At 44.7% G+C, this 17893-nt stretch carries 16 protein-coding genes, 1 other RNA gene and 1 pseudogene; 3 read left to right on the top strand and 15 right to left on the bottom strand.

All coding sequences use genetic code 11. From position 1 onward, the window contains the following. Positions 1-152 precede the first annotated feature (152 nt). Positions 153-635, top strand: a complete 483-nt coding sequence (locus O3621_RS10080; RefSeq protein WP_002893508.1) for an S-ribosylhomocysteine lyase — start codon at positions 153-155, stop codon at positions 633-635. A gap of 102 nt (positions 636-737) precedes the next feature. On the opposite strand, the gene O3621_RS10075 is transcribed toward O3621_RS10080, so the two are convergent. The 5 genes from O3621_RS10075 to O3621_RS10055 all read right to left on the bottom strand — a co-directional run bounded on the left by O3621_RS10075 (position 738) and on the right by O3621_RS10055 (position 4998). Then, positions 738-2195 (bottom strand): cell division site-positioning protein MapZ family protein, encoded by a 1458-nt coding sequence (locus O3621_RS10075; protein WP_149566091.1) that lies wholly within the window; start codon positions 2193-2195, stop codon positions 738-740. 12 nt (positions 2196-2207) lie between these two features. Beyond that, positions 2208-3362: a class I SAM-dependent RNA methyltransferase gene (locus O3621_RS10070; RefSeq protein ID WP_149566090.1), complete on the bottom strand. Its 1155-nt coding sequence runs from the start codon at positions 3360-3362 to the stop codon at positions 2208-2210. A 285-nt stretch (positions 3363-3647) separates the two neighbouring features. Beyond that, positions 3648-4015: RNase P RNA component class B (gene rnpB / locus O3621_RS10065), an RNA gene on the bottom strand. Between the two features lie 21 nt (positions 4016-4036). After that, positions 4037-4399: a cell division regulator GpsB gene (gene gpsB, locus O3621_RS10060; protein WP_023917285.1), complete on the bottom strand. Its 363-nt coding sequence runs from the start codon at positions 4397-4399 to the stop codon at positions 4037-4039. 71 nt (positions 4400-4470) lie between these two features. Continuing rightward, positions 4471-4998, bottom strand: coding sequence for a DUF1273 domain-containing protein (locus tag O3621_RS10055; RefSeq protein WP_002903279.1), 528 nt, complete (start codon positions 4996-4998; stop codon positions 4471-4473). Between the two features lie 67 nt (positions 4999-5065). Here O3621_RS10055 and recU point away from each other — a divergent pair, with 67 nt between their 5' ends. Both recU and pbp1a read left to right on the top strand, forming a co-directional pair. Further along, the gene (recU, locus tag O3621_RS10050) at positions 5066-5668 is read left to right on the top strand and encodes a Holliday junction resolvase RecU (RefSeq protein WP_002911298.1); all 603 of its coding nucleotides are present in this window, start codon (positions 5066-5068) and stop codon (positions 5666-5668) included. Then, entirely contained in the window at positions 5661-7799 is a 2139-nt protein-coding gene (pbp1a, locus tag O3621_RS10045; RefSeq protein ID WP_314449822.1) for a penicillin-binding protein PBP1A, read from the top strand. Before recU ends, pbp1a begins: the two co-directional genes overlap by 8 nt. A 77-nt stretch (positions 7800-7876) precedes the next feature. Here the strand turns inward: pbp1a and pepC are convergent, their stop codons facing one another. The 10 genes and pseudogenes from pepC to mraY all read right to left on the bottom strand — a co-directional run bounded on the left by pepC (position 7877) and on the right by mraY (position 17892). Continuing rightward, positions 7877-9211, bottom strand: a complete 1335-nt coding sequence (pepC, locus tag O3621_RS10040) for an aminopeptidase C (protein ID WP_314449821.1) — start codon at positions 9209-9211, stop codon at positions 7877-7879. A gap of 83 nt (positions 9212-9294) precedes the next feature. Further along, positions 9295-9849, bottom strand: a pseudogene (locus tag O3621_RS10035) (GNAT family N-acetyltransferase); the annotation flags it as partial. 47 nt (positions 9850-9896) lie between these two features. After that, positions 9897-10721, bottom strand: coding sequence for an ammonia-dependent NAD(+) synthetase (gene nadE, locus O3621_RS10030; protein WP_371514133.1), 825 nt, complete (start codon positions 10719-10721; stop codon positions 9897-9899). Continuing rightward, complete coding sequence (locus O3621_RS10025; RefSeq protein ID WP_111675387.1) at positions 10718-12178, bottom strand: nicotinate phosphoribosyltransferase; 1461 nt, start codon at positions 12176-12178, stop codon at positions 10718-10720. The genes nadE and O3621_RS10025 overlap by 4 nt, the downstream gene beginning before the upstream one ends. Positions 12179-12285: 107 nt before the next feature. Next, positions 12286-13200, bottom strand: coding sequence for a thioredoxin-disulfide reductase (trxB, locus tag O3621_RS10020; protein ID WP_371514132.1), 915 nt, complete (start codon positions 13198-13200; stop codon positions 12286-12288). Between the two features lie 65 nt (positions 13201-13265). Then, positions 13266-13490 (bottom strand): DUF4059 family protein, encoded by a 225-nt coding sequence (locus O3621_RS10015; RefSeq protein WP_002893522.1) that lies wholly within the window; start codon positions 13488-13490, stop codon positions 13266-13268. A 171-nt stretch (positions 13491-13661) separates the two neighbouring features. After that, entirely contained in the window at positions 13662-14405 is a 744-nt protein-coding gene (locus O3621_RS10010) for an amino acid ABC transporter ATP-binding protein (RefSeq protein ID WP_371514131.1), read from the bottom strand. Next, a complete protein-coding gene (locus O3621_RS10005; RefSeq protein ID WP_371514130.1) occupies positions 14405-15214 on the bottom strand; it encodes an amino acid ABC transporter permease in 810 nt (269 codons plus the stop codon). Before O3621_RS10005 ends, O3621_RS10010 begins: the two co-directional genes overlap by 1 nt. A gap of 246 nt (positions 15215-15460) precedes the next feature. Beyond that, a complete protein-coding gene (locus O3621_RS10000) occupies positions 15461-16804 on the bottom strand; it encodes a DEAD/DEAH box helicase (protein ID WP_371514129.1) in 1344 nt (447 codons plus the stop codon). A 104-nt stretch (positions 16805-16908) separates the two neighbouring features. Beyond that, positions 16909-17892, bottom strand: coding sequence for a phospho-N-acetylmuramoyl-pentapeptide-transferase (gene mraY, locus O3621_RS09995; RefSeq protein WP_371514128.1), 984 nt, complete (start codon positions 17890-17892; stop codon positions 16909-16911). Position 17893: the final 1 nt, after the last annotated feature.

Below are 17893 nucleotides of genomic sequence, written 5' to 3'. Positions count from 1 at the left end.
AACTTTATTCCCAAATAAAAAATTTTTATGCTATAATCAGAGAAAGAAAAGGAGTATATGAGACAGGCTTTTTCTTCGCTAACAAGACAAATCTATGGCTTGATATCACTAGAAAAACCTTCTCGCACTCGCTACATTGTAAAGGAGAAAACATGTCTAAAGAAGTTATCGTTGAAAGCTTTGAGCTGGATCACACCATTGTCAAAGCACCTTATGTCCGCCTTATCGGAGAAGAAACTGGCCCTAAAGGCGACATCATTTCCAATTTTGATATCCGCTTGGTTCAGCCTAACGAAGATTCCATTCCAACTGCCGGCCTGCATACCATCGAGCATTTGCTAGCCATGCTGATTCGCAAGCGCATTGATGGTATGATTGACTGCTCGCCTTTTGGCTGCCGCACCGGTTTTCACATGATTATGTGGGGCCAACACAGCTCCAGCCAGATTGCTCAGGTCATCAAATCCTGTCTGGAAGAAATCGCTGAGTCAACTAGCTGGGAAGATGTCCCTGGAACAACCATTGAATCCTGCGGAAACTACAAGGATCACAGCCTTTTCTCAGCCAAAGAATGGGCTAAACTTATTCTCAGCCAAGGAATCTCAGATGATGCCTTTGAACGCCATGTGATTTAAAACAATAAAAAGTTCTCGAAATTGAGAACTTTTTTTGTGCATGTATAATGAAATCCATCAACAAACTAGAAAGTCAGCTGCTGAAGAAATGTTCAAAGATGACTAGAAATCAAGTGAGTCAGCATGACCTGGTCCATTTCCGACGAAGTAGCCAGTCTTACAGTTGATACTGAAGAGGTAGGTACCGTCTGGCTTGAAGAGGTTATAGTAGCCGTTTCCTTTAATAATATTGACGCGTTCCAGGATATAGTTATCACCAGAAATATAGCCACGTTCACGGGAAGTTTGCAAAATCTTCTCCAGAACGCCAGGGTTGAATGTCCAAGCTGGATTGTTGACGTCATCAATAGCCGCTTGGTTATAAGGGACTCGACTGAGATCTCTCTGCAGATTTACTCCATTGCTTGGAAGACCATAGCCAGAGTATGAGCTGGAAGCGCCTGAACCAGAAGCAGACGAGCTTGAACCGCCGCTTGTACCCGTACCGGTGCCTCCCTGATCAGTAGCAGGAGCCGGTGTTGGAATCTGTTGGCCGCGTCCTTGGGCAATCGCTGCTTTTAGAACTTCATCTAATTTAGCATTGCCACTTGATACATCTGAGAAGGTCGCATTGGTATTGGCCTTGGCTTCCTTGTTCAAGACGCCGTCAGTGATCGCTCCGCCATCAAACTGCGAATTGACACTTTGGATAGCTGAAATTTGTTTTACTAGGGAATCATACTTGCTCTTGGCTGCATCATAGTCTTTGCTGCCTTTTAGCTTTTCAAGTAAGGTTTTTAATTTTTCCAAGTCGCCAAATTTACTATTTTTGACAGCTGTCTGATTGCTATCTGTGAAGAATGCAGCATACTCATCATTAAAGGACTTCAAATCCTTGGCAATATTATCAGAGCTAGAGGAAGACGAGCTCTTTTTGCTGGACTGCGATGTTGAAGAACTGGAGCTTGTAACGGTCTTGTGGCCCCAATTATGCCCCAGAGCAAAGTAAAGCCCTGTGCCCGCTACAGCAATCCCTAAAAGTCCTAAGACTGGATAAAGGAAAGCTTTTTTCTTGTAGAAAGGCGTCTTAGGAACCTGTAATTCCTTCTCATCAAGCGGTTCTGGAATAGGACCGTAAGATGTCTTTTGAACGGGAGCAGCGGGAACCGCATCTTCCTGCTCTGAGCGTTGACTGCGAGAACCTAAGGGGTTTGGAGCTGCTTCTGGTTCACTTGCTGTCTCAGTGCCGGGCGACTGTGCTGTTGGAATCTCCTGCTCACTTTCAACCTCTTGCCGTCTTTCTTTGATGAAATCGGTCAAATCAGAAGTGGCTTGCTCAGCTTGAGCCGCTTCCTGCTCCTGCAGCTTTCTGATTTTCTGGGTTTCAAATTTTCCAGCTTCGATTTCCTGACGGTGCTGCTTGATATACTTATCCAGCACATTGTCGCTTTCATTCACACCGGCTTCCAGCTCCTCTTTTTTACGAGTAGCTTGACCGACTGTCATTTCCTTGGCCTCTTCAAAATCAAGGACCGACTCTTTCTTTTCTTCTTCCGGTGAGTAGTTTTCTTCTTTCGTCACGGCAAATCCTTTCTAATCTAACTGACGTTTAACCCGCTGGCCAAAATACTGATACAAATCAACTTTTAAAGTTCCATTATAAAGTTTGCGTTTTTTATCGGCCTGACTACCATATTTGCTTTCAAAAGCTTCATCGCTAGTCAGGATAAACTTGCTCCAGGTTTTGAGCGGAGCAAAAGTTTCTCCCATCTCCTGATAAAGACGAGTCACAGCCTCATCATCTAGGAGGCGCTCCCCATACGGCGGATTAGAGATAATCACACCATTAATCTTATCTGTATGCAAATCCTGCAGACGCATCTGCTTAAAGTGAATCTGCTCTGCTACTCCTGCTTGCTCAGCGTTTTTTTGAGCTAGCTCTACCATACGGCCATCGATATCCGATCCAGAAATATCCAGCTGGATGGTCTGATCAATCTGACTGAGTGCAGTCGAGCGAGCCTGGGCTACCAGGTCTTTATCCACCCAATTCCAGTCTTCAAAGGCAAAGGAACGATGGAGTCCCGGCGCTATCTTCATCCCGATCATGGCTGCCTCGATACAAAAAGTACCAGAGCCGCAAGTCGGGTCTATCAAAGGCTTATCTGGATACCAATTGGACAGGAGTAAAATGGCCGCTGCCATATTTTCCTTAATCGGTGCACCGCCTTTATCGACACGATAGCCACGTTTGAAGAGGCTAGACCCTGTTGTATCAATCATGACCGTCGCTACATCTTTTAGAATAGAAACCTCTATCCTAAACTCAGCTCCATTTTCCTGCAGGGGCACCCCTTCCGGACGTGCATAATGCTTCTGCAGCTTCTTGACAACTGCCTTTTTAGAAATAGCCTGAACACTAGGCTCATTGTGAAGTTTTGACTTGACACATTTGGCCTTGGAAATAGGAAATTTAGCTCCCAGCGGTAGATAATTCTCCCAATCCAGAGCAAAAACTCCCTGAAAGAGCTCTTCAAAAGTCTTGGCTGGAAAACTGCCAACTACAATCTTAATCCGATCGGCCGCGCGCAACCAGAGATTGGTTTGAATAATGGAACTGACATCACCCTCAAAGCGAACCCGGCCATTTTCGACCTGACAATCAAGTCCCAGCTCTCTGATTTCACGGCCGACGACAGCTTCTAGCCCTGCCGCTGCGGTCGCAATTAAATTAAATTTTTCTTTCATCTTGGCTTTTTAAATGGATTCCAATCTATACAAACAAAGGGAGTGAGACAAAAATCGTGATTTCGTCACATCGATTTTCCTCACTCTCCCTTTTTAAATTTTGGGCTGAGAAGGTTTCGCTGCCATTTATCAATTAGCTCATTCCTTGAAATGTCCATCAGACAAATGAAGCAACAGCTAGTTGAACTTGGCAGAGAATAGAGCGCTCAGCCACTCTCTTGCTATTCTATTATAAAATTTAAAGAGGACAGGACTTGCCGTCCCAGCCTCAGCCTATATGCAATTTTCTGTAAGCCATGTTTTGTTCCGGAAATGACTAGGCACCATTTCCTTCGATAATCATCTGTCTACTGTTTCCAGTCAGAGTGCTATGTTCGCTTCCACGCACTCCATGCCCCGACCAAAGTTTGGGTTGCTAGCTTGAGGGGTTTACCGCGTTCCACTTCTTCTGTTTCCAGAAGAACTACGTCACTGTGGCACTTTCAGACCTAATCAGACATATCCAAAGACTTAGCCCTTTCGGTCGCCGTAACGGAAAAATCCGTCCCTAGGCTTATTTCTTCGCCTAGCACAAACACTACCGGCATCACAGCCAGTGCTAGCATGGACTTTCCTCATGAAAATCTAAAATTTCCACGCGATTATCCAAAAATTGCACTGTTCTAAAAGAACCATTATTCACGATCCAGAATTTGTTTTCCGAATACTTCCTTTTCAAGACGGTTCAAGCGCTTCAAGATATCAAAATTAGTCGCAGAAGTCATCTGAGGGAAGCTTTCTGCAGTTGACTGAGTCGCTTGTGTTGATTGGACAGGCTGAGTCGGCTGAACCGGTGCTTTTTCAACCGGCTTCGCAGCCAACTCTTCCTTGAGACGGCGATTTTCCTCACGCAGCTCCTTTACCAAGGCTGCATAAGTCTCATAATCCTTGATAATATCGTCCAAAAACTCATCCACTTCAGACTTACTATAGCCGCGTACTTCGCGTTTAAAATCCTGATCAAAAATATCTTTTGCTGTAAAAATAATACTTGCCATCTTCTCTCTCCAATCTAGTTTGTCATATTCAATTATAAACAAAATGCCCAATAAAAATCAAGATTTATCATCTAATTTCCCGAAAAATTTTCGGCCACTTCATTCAGGTCATCAAATGTTAATTTTTTGATAAAATATTGTTCTTGTTTTTTCATTTCTTGGTAAAGATATTTCAATTTTGTCTCCTGTTCTTCATCGTAAAAGAGGTAGGCACCATCTGTATTTTGAATGACGAATTGATTGTAATCACGAAACTGACTTGGATTTTGGTAGGTCGGATAAGCATACTTAACAAAATCGGTTTGTTTAAAAGCAGCTAATTTTGCTTGATTGGCTTCGTTCCAATTTTCACCTTGATTCTCAAAGAGAAAGATGGTTGCCGTCTGAAATTCATAGTCCTTTTTCAAGTCGTTGGCTAGCTCCAAAACCCAAGACTCGAAGCCCAGATTGCCCATAAAAACCAGCCAATCTACTCCATCTTCCAAAAAACGGATTAAGTCCCTCTTAGCGGCTTCTTTTATGATGTTTATTCTCATGTCTTTTTCCGTCGAAATGCCGATTTCAAAGGCTTTGTAGCCTGTTATTAGTAGACTGGTCATTTATTCTCCCTTAAAAAAGTTTTTTGTGGTATAATAGAGTGATGCTATTGTACCAATAAGGAGTTTTATGGTCAACTATCCACATAAGCTAAAGGCAAAAAGCAGTATCAATAGGCCAGTTCCCGGCATGATTAACTTTGCCAATCGTGGGATGTCTTTTGAAAAGATGATTAACGAATCCAACAGCTACTATCTAAGCAGAGGACTCGCTGTCATCCATAAAAAGCCCACCCCCATTCAGATTGTCAAGGTTGATTATCCGCACCGTAGCCGAGCCAAGATTGTAGAGGCTTACTTTCGGCAAGCTTCCACAACAGACTATTCTGGTGTCTACAAGGGCCATTATATTGACTTTGAAGCCAAGGAAACCCGACAGAAAAAATCGATGCCCATGAAAAATTTTCATTCGCATCAGATTGAGCACATGGAGGCTGTCCTTGAGCAAAAGGGCATCTGCTTTGTCTTACTGCATTTTTCCAGCTTAAGGGAGACTTACCTGCTTCCCGCTTCTTATTTAATTGAGTTTTACAAGATCGACAAGGGAGGGAAGTCCATGCCCTTAACCTACATTCAAGAGCATGGTTATCCGATTGAAATGCAGCAACTTCCCAGCATCCCTTATCTTGAAATTATCGAACAAAAACTACTAGGTGGTATTATAAATGAATAAACAAACTCTTATGCAGGCTTTGAAATATCTTGCAAGTGCACTTATAACCCTGCTTATGATTGGATTCGTGATTGGCTGTTTGGTATTTACCTACTATGCGGTCAAGGCTCCTAAGCTTTCTGAAAAAGACCTGATTGCGACCACATCCAGTAAGATTTTTGACAGCAATAACAATTTGATTGCGGACCTAGGCGCTGAAAAGCGGGTCAATGCTGAAACAAGTGAAATTCCTACGGATTTGGTCAACGCCATTGTCGCCATTGAAGACCATCGCTTCTTCAATCACCGCGGGGTAGACTTTATTCGGATTGCAGGTGCCCTTGTTAGCAACATCCGCGGAGGTCGCCAAGGGGGATCAACTCTGACCCAGCAATTGATTAAGCTGTCCTATTTCTCAACCTCTTCTTCAGATGCGACTCTTTCACGTAAAATCCAAGAAGCTTGGCTGGCCGCTCAGCTTGAGCGTAAAGCGACCAAGCAGCAAATATTAACCTATTATGTCAACAAAGTCTACATGTCTAACAGTAACTACGGTATGCAGACAGCAGCCCGAAGCTACTATGGCAAGGACCTAAAAGACTTGAGCTTACACCAAACAGCTCTACTGGCAGGTATGCCTCAGGCTCCTAACCAATATGACCCTTACACTCACCCAGAGGCTGCGACCAACCGTCGTAATCTGGTACTTCGTGAGATGCATGATCTCAAGTACATCACAGATGAGCAGTATGAGCAAGCTAAGAATACTCCTGTAACCGATGGACTTCAAAGCTTGAAAGCTTCCACTAGCTATCCTGCTTACATGGATAATTATCTTAAGGAAGTAATTGAACAAGTAGAAGAAGAGACTGGCTACAATGTCCTGACAACTGGTATGGAAGTCTATACAAACGTCAACACTGATGCCCAAAAGAAACTCTGGGATATTTACAACACAGGAGACTATGTAGCTTATCCAGATGACGAAATGCAGGTTGCGTCCACCGTTATGGATGTGCAAACTGGTAAAGTCATTGCCCAGCTCGGTTCTCGTAACCAATCTACCAATGTATCCTTTGGTACCAACCAAGCTGTTGAAACCAACCGTGACTTCGGTTCAACAATGAAGCCAATCACCGATTATGCTCCAGCTCTGGAAAATGAAGTCTATACTTCGACAGCCGCTCCTATCACGGATGCTCCATATAACTTCCCGTATTCCAGCACACCAGTCTACAACTGGGATAAGAAATACTATGGCGGGATGACGATTCAATACGCTATTCAGGAGTCCCGGAACGTTCCTGCCGTGAAAACGCTGGAAGCCGTTGGTCTGGATGAGTCTCTCAAGTTCCTAAATCGTATTGGGATTAACTATCCTGAAATGTTTTATGTTAATGCCTTTTCAAGTAATACCAGCAAATCCGGTAACGAGTACGGAGCCAGCAGTGAAAAAATGGCTGCTGCCTATGCTGCTTTTGCCAATGGCGGTACTTACTACAAACCTCAGTATGTCAATCGCGTCGTCTTCAGTGACGGAACGGAGAAGACCTTCTCCAACAATGGTTCCAAGGCTATGAAGGAAACGACAGCCTACATGATGACCGATATGATGAAAGCAGTCTTGCAGTCTGGTTCAGGTACAAACGCTGCTATTTCTGGTGTTTATCAGGCCGGTAAGACCGGTACCTCCAACTATGCTGACGATGAATTAGCTAAGTTGACCAAGCCTTACTACTATTCTAGCATTGTTACACCTGACGAGCTCTTCGTTGGTTACACGCCTAAGTATTCAATGGCTGTTTGGACCGGCTACTCTAACCGCCTGACACCAATTCTTGATGACGGGGTTAAGGTTGCAACAGATGTCTACCGCGAAATGATGCTTTACCTAGCTCAAGACGGCTCTGCTTCAGAAGATTGGGAAATGCCAGATGGTCTCTACCGCAGTGGCTCTTATGTCTACCTCAACAGTGGTACTGGCTATAACCGTTACTACAATAACCAGCAGTACTATAACTATTCTAGCTATAGCAGTTACAGTACAGAAGCTAGCTCTGACACATCAGCTTCCAGTGAGCATTCTGGTGATTCAAACAATAACTCTTCTAACCACAGCGACTCATCTTCCGGTAACGGTGGAGATGACTAGAGTGACGAAGATTAAAATATAAACTAAAAGAGTAAGAATGAAAAATTCTTACTCTTTTCTTATTCTCTCATCAAAGCTTACTTTGCCAAAGCTCCCATGGGATCCCAGGGAGCTAGGACAAGAGGCTCTGCTTCATATGCAGCTAATTCTGCGGCTGTCAGAAACTCCTTTCGGACGACGATTTGATAGGTATATTCGTCCATCCAAGCGTCACTGGCTACGAAATAGCCCTTATTACCAACCTTTTCACCCCAAGAGTTTTCGACCTTCCATTTCTTAGCCTTACCATTTTCATCCAAGTCTACCCCTGTCAAGACCATGGCGTGGGTCATGAGGCTTTCGCTATAGTCCAAGCGGCCAGCCTTGTCCTGAGTTAGTCCAATATCCATGCTGGCAGTGAAATCGTGCATCCCCTCTGCCATAACACCTTCCTTGCGATTGCTAGACTGACCAACATCCGAGCCAAACCAAACGGTCTCACCAGCCTGCATTTGAGCGATAGCCAGCTCTTTTAGTCGGTCCATTTCAACATTCAAATAACGAACGGGCTTGCTGCCAACGACATTGCCCAACATCTCAACTGAATAGGACCGACCATAAGGCTTGTCTGCAGTCGGCGCATTGATGATAGAAACATAGTCATCTAGCTTTAGATCGACATATTTTTGATAGAAAGTCAGAGGTGTCAATCCGCTCTCGCTATGGAAATGATTGTCCTTATCGCGATAAGAAAAGTCAAACTGGCGAGGCGGCAATCCTAAATTCATAGCTAGAAAGTTAAAGACTTCCTGTAAGAGTTCTTCTTTCTTGGCCTGAAGTTCAGCCGATTCTGCCCCTTCCGCTGCTAATTCTCGCAAAATCTGCGCATCTTGACGCAGGAGTTTATTGAGAATCTGATTGAGCTCGCGACTGTCACTGGAAGAGATTGACTCTGGATAGACCGACTTGGGTACGACCCCGTATTTCTCAAAGAGGGAAACAACCATATCCCACTGACCGCCATCCTGCTGAGGCGTGTCTAAGAGAAACTTGACCTTGCGATTAGTCAATTCTTGGTCAGCTGTCGCCAGCACCTGCTCTAAGAACCAGTTGGATTTTTCATATTTATCCCAAAAGAAGGTATGGGCCTGAGATAGCTCAAAATCTTCCAATTGGAAGTTCGCAATCATCTTGTGGCGGAAAGTATTAAGAGCTGCAAACATCCAACAGCGCCCTGAAGCTTTCTGGTCACTGACCTTATCTTTCGTGAGATCTAGTGAAAAAACTGGTGTATTTTCCACGGCAGCGCTTCGCTTCTCCAAAGAAGTCAAAAGGCCATTGTGACTGATAGCATTTTCCATTGCTGCAAACTTGGGATTGGCCTCATAAGCAGCATACAACTTATCTGTAAAATCTTGTTCTAACGAATGCATAGAATCCTCCTTGTCATTATACATCTATTATAGAACTTTAAAAAAGGAGCGCAAGTAAAAAGGCTGGACAAAAGAGTCCTAGCCTTTTTTAAATCGGATTTTAGGATTCCATAGACGGAAACATCTTTGACTTGTCCTTTATGAAATACAGCCTGACGGAAAGTGCCCTCGTAGCTCATGCCAGCTTTGGCCATGACACGCCCAGAAGCTGGATTGGCTGTTACAAATTTTGCTGTGACACGATTGAAACCTGCGTCTTGCAAGAGGTTGTTCAAAACAGCTTTCAAAGCTTCTGTCATCAATCCTTGTCCCCAATAGTCTTTACTTAGAATGTAACCGACCTCGCAAGCATTGACTGCCTCATCCATGTCCACCACACTGATGTCCCCGATTACAGAATCAGGATTTTCTTTCAGGCAGATGGCCCACTTGTAAAAATCCATGTTTTGATAATTCTCAACCCAGCGAGCAATAGACTGTTTGGTGACTTCAGGACTCTCGTGAGCATCCCAGGTCACATGCAGCAAATTATCCGGACGAGAAGCCCAGTTGTCATACATAGCTTGTGCATCCGATTCCAGAAAAGGTCTTAGCAAAAGACGTTTGGTTTCAATGAACTGTGTACCTATCTTTTTCATAGCTTCCTCATTTCTTGGCTCAGACTAAAAAGATTCGATAGAGATTTTCACTTCCAAAATTCGTCAAAAATTGTAATTGGCAAATGGCGTTTGTGCTGGCCTTTATGCCACCAAGACTCGATAGTTTCTTGGGCTTGGGCTGAAACGGACTTACCTTCAAGATAATCGTCAATTTCATTGTAGGTCACGCCTAGAGCGACTTCATCCGCAATCCCAGGTTTTTCCTCTTCCAAGTCAGCTGTCGGCACCTTTTCATAGAGAGCCGGATCCGCTCCCAAGGCGGCCAAAAGCTTCTTGCCTTGACGTTTATTAAGACGGTAAAGTGGTAAGATATCTGCTCCGCCATCCCCAAACTTGGTGAAAAAGGCCGTGACATTTTCGGCTGCATGATCCGTCCCAATGACAGCCCCACTGTATGAACCAGCCAAAGCATACTGGGCAATCATACGGCTACGCGCCTTGATATTGCCCTTGTTAAAATCAGAGACTTTGGCTCCCGTTGCCTCTACAGCCCTTGTCATAGCATCAGCAGATTCCTTGATATTAACTGTCAGACTGACATCAGGCTGGATAAAAGCAAGAGCCTTTTGCGCATCATCTTCATCTGCCTGAACACCGTAAGGCAGGCGGACAGCGATAAAACGATAGCCATTATCGCCTGTCTCAGCCCGCATTTCTTCTACAGCCAGCTGAGCCAAGCGGCCAGCCAAGGTTGAGTCCTGACCACCAGAAATTCCCAGGACATAGCTTTTCAAAAAAGGATGCTTTCTTAGATAAGCCTTGAGAAAGTCGACCGACTTGCGGATTTCTTCCTCCGGGTCAATCACTGGTTTGACGCCCAGTTGAGCGATAATTTCTTCTTGTAGGCTCATTTTTCTGCTCCTGTCTGGTAGGCTTTCTTGCGCATCTGGTCAATTAAGTCCATCTTATCCTGCCAAATATCTCGAGCCAGGTCAACTGGATAATCCTGTGGATTGAGAACCCGCTTGTACTCGTCCCAAAGTTTATCAAATTCCTTACGGGCATAGGCTTGAATTTCGGTCAGGCTCAGCTGAGAATAGACCAAATTTCCTTCTTGGAAAATCTCCACCAAAAGCGGTACAGCATCAAAATCCTTAACTGTCTTATTAATGTAGGTATAGGTTGGATGGAACATTTCCAGCTCTTCCAAGCCATTGACATCAAGGCCATCATAGGTAATGTAGTCACCCTCAGACTTCCCTTTTTCACGGCTGGTAATGCGCCAAACCTGCTTCTTTCCTGGAGTAGAAACTTTTTCAGCATTATTGGACAGCTTGATGGTATTGCGTAATTCACCAGTCTCATCTTCAATAGCAACAATCTTATAAACCGCCCCTAAAGCCGGCTGGTCGTAGGCTGTAATGAGCTTGGTTCCCACACCCCAGACATCAATCTTAGCTTTTTGCATTTTTAAGTTGAGAATGGTATTTTCATCCAGATCATTGGACGCATAAATCTTAGCATCAGGGAAGCCAGCTTCATCTAATTGCTGCCGAACCTTCTTAGAAATATAGGCAAGGTCTCCCGAATCAATGCGGACACCCAGAAACTTAATCTTGTCTCCTAGCTCACGCGCCACCCGAATGGCTGCCGGAACACCTAGACGCAGTGTATCGTAGGTGTCTACTAGGAAAACACAGTTATGATGAGTCCCAGCGTAAGCTTTAAAGGCTTCGTAATCATTTCCATAGACTTGAACGAGAGCATGGGCATGCGTTCCCAAGACTGGAATATCAAAGAGCTTGCCAGCCCGGACATTACTGGTACCGTTCGCTCCGCCAATCACCGCAGCCCTGGTCCCCCAAATAGCAGCATCCATTTCCTGGGCCCGGCGCGTACCGAACTCCATCAGAGGTTCATCTTCGATGACAGAGCGTATACGGGCTGCCTTGGTAGCAATCAGGGTCTGAAAATTAACGATATTGAGCAGAGCAGTCTCAACCAGCTGACACTGAGCCAGTGGACCTTCTACCTGCACAATTGGCTCATTGGCAAAAACCAAATCACCTTCCTGAACAGACCTTACGGTCAGGCTCATCTTGAGATTTCGCAAATAATCCAGAAACTCTCCGTGATAGCCCAGGGTTTGCAAATAATCTAAATCGCTCTGGCTGAAGGTCAGATTATTGAGATAGGAAATAATTCTTTCCAAGCCCGCAAAGACCGCGTAGCCGTTATTAAAAGGATTCTTACGGAAAAAAACTTCAAAAACTGCATGCTTGTTGTGAATATTTTGCTTGAAATAAACCTGCATCATGTTGATTTGGTACAAATCAGTGTGCAGCGTTAAACTATCATCTGGGTACATCTTCTTGCTCCTTTATGCTAGATACCTTATATTATATCATAATTCCAAAAAAGCTAAGCAAATCCTGTCAACTCACTTGAATAGACACACTTGCTTAGCTTATATTTTTATGCTTGCTCTGTAAGGTATTTGTAGGCTTCCTGACTGGCAATGGCACCATCGCCAACAGCTGTCGTAATCTGGCGCAGGTCTTTCTGGCGAACATCACCAACAGCGTAGATGCCAGCTACAGATGTCTTCATCTGATGATCCGTCAGAATCCAGCCAGCCTCATCAGTGATGCCCAAGTCCGCAGCAAATTCACTAACTGGATCTAGGCCAACATAGATAAAGATACCGCGAAACTCTGCCTGACTAACCTCACCTGTCTTGACATTCTTGAAGGTTACACCAGTCACCTTACGTTCATCACCATGGATACTTTCCACCACAGAATCCCAGACAAAGCGAATCTTTTCGTTGGCAAAGGCGCGATCCTGCAGCACCTTTTGTGCTCGCAACTCATCTCGACGGTGGACAATGGTCACACTTTTTGCAAAGCGCGTCAGGAAAATAGCCTCCTCTACAGCCGAGTCACCACCACCGACAACCAATAGGTCTTCATCACGGAAAAATGCGCCATCACAGACCGCACAGTAGGAAACGCCGCGGCTGTTGTAGTCTTCCTCGCCAGGAACCCCCAGATGACGATGATTGGCACCAGAAGCAATGATGACTGTTTTAGCTTCAAAACGCTCATCCTCTGTGATGATTTCCTTGAAATCACCTCGGTCTTCAATTTTCTCTACTAGGCCAAATAGATGTTCAACACCCAGATTCTCAAGAGGCTCAAACATTTTCTCTGCTAGCTCAGGACCGCTGATATTAGCATAGCCTGGATAGTTTTCAATGTCAGCAGTATTGTTCATCTGACCACCAGGAATACCGCGCTCCAGCAGGGCAACTTTTAGGTTGCTGCGGGCTGCATAGAGGGCAGCTGTCATGCCAGCAGGCCCAGCTCCAATAATAATTGTATCGTACATAACTTTTCTTTCTCCTTGTTGTAACTAGAATTATTCTAACAACTTTTCTACAGTTTTACAAGCATTTAAGCTTTTAGGACAATGAGCAGGCCCAACGTCGCAAAAGACAGGACTGGAATCGTCATAATGACAATCAGAAGGACATCATACAGATGACTCTGGCGCTCCTTGGCTGTCTTGTCCTTGCGGCGAATCATCCGCAGTCCAATCCATAAACCCGCAATGATCCCTACACCGACTGCTGTATAAAGCAAGCTCTCGATATAAAGTGCAAATATTTGATCTAACATGTCAACTCCTCAAAGGTCAATCAGCCTCATAGTGCATAGAAAGGGAACAATTCCAAATCTAGCCGTCAATATAAAACACCCACTAGACAAGAAAGCCTGCCCCACAGTATGCTAAGACTGAAAACAAACTCAGCTGGTCTAGCCAACTGAGCCTTCACTGTCTCTATTATATCAAATATAGGTCCGTTTGTAACTAGCAAAAAATTCCTTGGTTCTTTCTTCCTTTGGTTGATGGATAATTTCATCTGGTGTCCCAGACTCTATGATTTTCCCCTTGTCCAAAAAGAGTACTCTATCCGCAACCTGAGCGACAAAGGACATATCATGACTGACCAGAATCATGGTTTGGCCAGACTTGGCTGCATCAGCGATTGATTTCTCTACTTCTCCGACCAACTCGGGATCCAAGGCTGAGGTCGGCTCGTCTAGCAAAAGAACATCTGGCTTCATAGCTAAAGCCCTTGCCAAGGCTACCCTCTGCTTCTGTCCGCCTGACAAATGTCTAGGATAGTGATTTTCTCGGTCTGACAAGCCAACTTTTGCTAACTCTTCCTTGGCTATCTTAGTCGCTTCTTGGTCTGACAGTTTCTTAACTACCAGCAGACCTTCCTTGACATTTTCCAGAGCTGTCCGACGGGAAAAGAGGTTGAACTGCTGAAAAACCATGGCTAGCTTGCGGCGCAGTAGCAAAATCTCATCTTTGGAAATCCTTGAAAAATCCACTTTGAAGCCGTCGATAGTAATCTTTCCGCTATCAGGCTGTTCCAGATAGTTGAGACTGCGGAGGAAAGTTGACTTCCCAGCACCTGAAGAGCCAATCAAAGCCACTACTTCACCTTTTTGAATGTCCAAACTGAGATCATCCAGAACCTTTTGACCTGAAAAAGTCTTACTTAAATGTGAAATATTAATCATCAGATTCCTTCTCCTTCTGCTTGCTGAAGCGATTCAAATTTATCCGGCTGTTTAATATCCATCATCTTTTCAATCCAGCGACCAAGTTGCTCAATGAGAATATTGACTGCCCAATAAATCAGCGAAACCGAAATAAAACGCTCAAAGTAACGGTAGTCCGCCCCCGCGATAGCCTGTGCCTTGGCAAAAATTTCCACTACACCGGCACTAAAGGCCAGAGAAGTTCCCTTGGTTAAGCCAATCAGGGAATTAATCAGACTAGGTGTCGCCACTACTGCTGCATTGGGGATAATGACACGCATATAAACCTGCTTGTTGGTCATCCCTAAGCTGCGAGCAGCCTCGATTTCTCCCGGATCTACGGACAAGATTGCTGCCCGGATGGTCTCACTGGCATAAGCCGCTTCGTTGAAAGCAAAGGCAACAATCGCAAAGACAGACGCTGGGATCTCGTTGATATTAAAGCTTGTACCATACTTCTGATTGATGGCCTTGAGCAATAAAGGAATCCCAAAATAGGTCAGCATGAGCTGGACCAGAAGAGGTGTTCCTCTCAGAAAGCTGACAAAGAAAGCCTGAATCGGATACAGGACTTTAACCCGATTAATCTTGACGACAGCAAAAACCATGGCAAGCAAAATACCAAAGACTGCACCACCCACCGTCAAGAGAAGGGTGATTGGCAGATTTTGCAAAATACCGGGAATAGCCTCAAAAACAGCCCTTAAACTAAATAATTTACCATCTGGAATGAACTTGAGGAACTCCTCATACCAACCAGTTGTCAGAAGATAAGTTGTAACCGCCATTATTACTTCCTTTTCTTGATAATGAAATATTTTAACACAATTCTGGAACAAAACAAAGAATTTGCTTCGCTTTTACTGTCTTTTAGCAGTCAAAACGTGAGTAGCTAGTGCAAATCTCGTGTTCCTAAATATCAAATAAGCCACACTAAGCCCAATATAAAAATAGACTAGTTTCACTAGTCTATCATATCTATCTCATAAAGACTAATATATTTTTCTTATCACAGCGATAAGAAAAGTATATCACTAAAAGGTTTCGCGCTTAGCCTTACGTTCTGCCCGGCCACGTGCACGATTCTCTGCTCGCTTGGTCTTGCGGCGCTTTTCGTTAACAGCCCACTGGATTTTTTTCTTGTAGCCTGGTTTGATTTTTTTCTTTTTCTTCTTGACCAGCCCCAGCATTTCCGTATCCAGCTTCTCCCGGCTCTTTTCCCGATTGGCCCGACGGTCTCGATCGTAGGAATCCTGAAACTCATCATCTTTTATCATCTTGGGAACGAACTTAATCCCCATCTTTTCCAACTCCCGAATATCTGAGTCGTCACTCGGCTGGTAGAGAGTAATGGCTGTGCCGGGAAGACCATTACGGCCGGTCCGGCCTACCCGATGGACAAAGAAAGACAAGTCCTGAGGAATGGCATCGTTGATAACATGGCTGACACCTTCGATATCAATCCCCCGCGCTGCCAAGTCAGTAGCGACAATGTACTCAAAATCCAGATTTTTGACCTGATTCATGATACGCTTGCGCTCCCGCGGAGCAATATCTCCATGAATTTTAGCAACTTTGAGCCCTTGGGCTGTCAGATAGCTGTGCAGCTCATCTGCCCTCGTCTTGGTATTGACGAAAATCATGGCCAGATAAGGCTGCAGGAGTTGACTGATTTGATATATCTGGGCATTCTTGTCTCGTCCCTTGGTTGACAAGAGCCAGTTTTCAATGGTGTCGGCAATGACCGTCTTGGTCTTAATCTGCTCAATGACTGGATTAGACAGGTATTTTTTCAAAAAAGGCTGAAGCTTCTGTGGAATGGTCGCTGAAAAAACAAGAAACTGCAGGTCTTTTGGCAACCGGCCTGCAATCTTATCAACCGTCGCCAAAAAGCCCATGTCCAGTGTCATATCTGCCTCGTCAACGACAAAGGTCTTGGCCTTGTGAATGGCCAAGTCGCCAGACTCTACCAAGTCATAAATCCGCCCCGGCGTTCCGATGACGATATGAGGCTGACTGGACTCTAACTTCCCAATCTGACGAGCCTTGTCAGTTCCACCGACATAATTGGCCACCCGAATCTCTTTTTCAGAAAAACTAGCTAACTGACGAGCGGCCTGATAAATCTGCGCTGCCAGCTCCCGACTTGGGGCTGTAATAACAGCCTGAACGCTGTCTGCTTCCTCATCCAGCATTTGAAAGATCGGCAGCAAAAACGTGTGGGTCTTACCAGAGCCTGTCTTGGACTCGCCAACCAAATCCCGACCTGACAATACCACAGGAATCAGCTTTTCTTGGACTGGAGTCGCTTCAACGAAGTTCAAATCCCTAAGCGCTTCCTGAATATAATCTTTAAACTTAAATTCTGTAAATTTCATATTGTCCTCTATTCTATTATCCTAACTATTATACCAAAAAAATAACCATCCTGCTTACCCTCAAATCTAAGAAGCAGAAAAGCGAGCCAGAGACTCGCTTCTTGCTATAGATATAGGATAGCCAGGGTCAAGAGACTGCCCACAATACCGATTCCCCAGAAGAAGAAATCGACCTTCCACTCGCTCCACTCCTTGCCGTGGCCAGTTAGGCCACCCAGCTCAAAGTGATGATGAACTGGAGTCATCCGGAAAATCCGCTTGCCACCAGTTAACTTGAAGTAGGTCACCTGCATCATGACAGAAGTCGTCTCAAATACATAGACAATACCAATCAAGAGCAGGGTCCACTCTTGGTGAAGGGAAATAGAGATAGCAGCCAGCATACCACCCAAAGCCAAGCTTCCTACATCTCCCATGAAGATTTTAGCAGGCTTATGGTTGAAAACAAAGAAGCCTAGCAAGCCACCAATCATACTGATGATGACAATCAAAATATCAAAACGCTTCTGCTCGACAGCAATCACAGCATAGGCCACCAAGCTGATGACCACCGAGATACTGGCCAAACCATCAATTCCATCCGTCAGATTGACAGCATTGGAGAAGCCAATCAGCCAAAAAAGGACGAAAAAGACATAGAGGAAGCCCAGATGGACAGGAACGGTGAAGACATTTAGATAGTCACCTGCCCCGTGCTGATTGTAAAAGAAGTAAAAGACAACTCCGCCGACCAGCTGCAGAAATAGTTTCTGCTTGGGATTAAGACCCTCATTGATCTTACGAAACACCTTGAGGAAGTCATCCAAAAAGCCGACAACACCATACAGGACCAAGATAAAAAGAATCATGATGAGGCCGTTGGACAGCTGATGCGAAATCAAACCGATAACAAAGCTGGCCAGAACAGATGTCAAGAGAAAGACAGTACCACCCATGGTTGGTGTTCCGGCCTTGGCCTGATGCTGCTTGACATCTTCGTGCATTTGTTGGCCTGTGATACGAGCCTTATGGTAAAAACGAATAAAGGCAGGAATGCCGATGATAGTTAGGATAAAAGTTACGATTCCTGCAATAAGAGCAATAAGCATA

Source organism: Streptococcus sp. 20925_1_22, assembly GCF_041431685.1.
GTDB lineage: Bacteria > Bacillota > Bacilli > Lactobacillales > Streptococcaceae > Streptococcus.
Note: the sequence above shows the minus strand (reverse complement) of the source record. Positions and strands in the feature narration are given on the sequence as shown.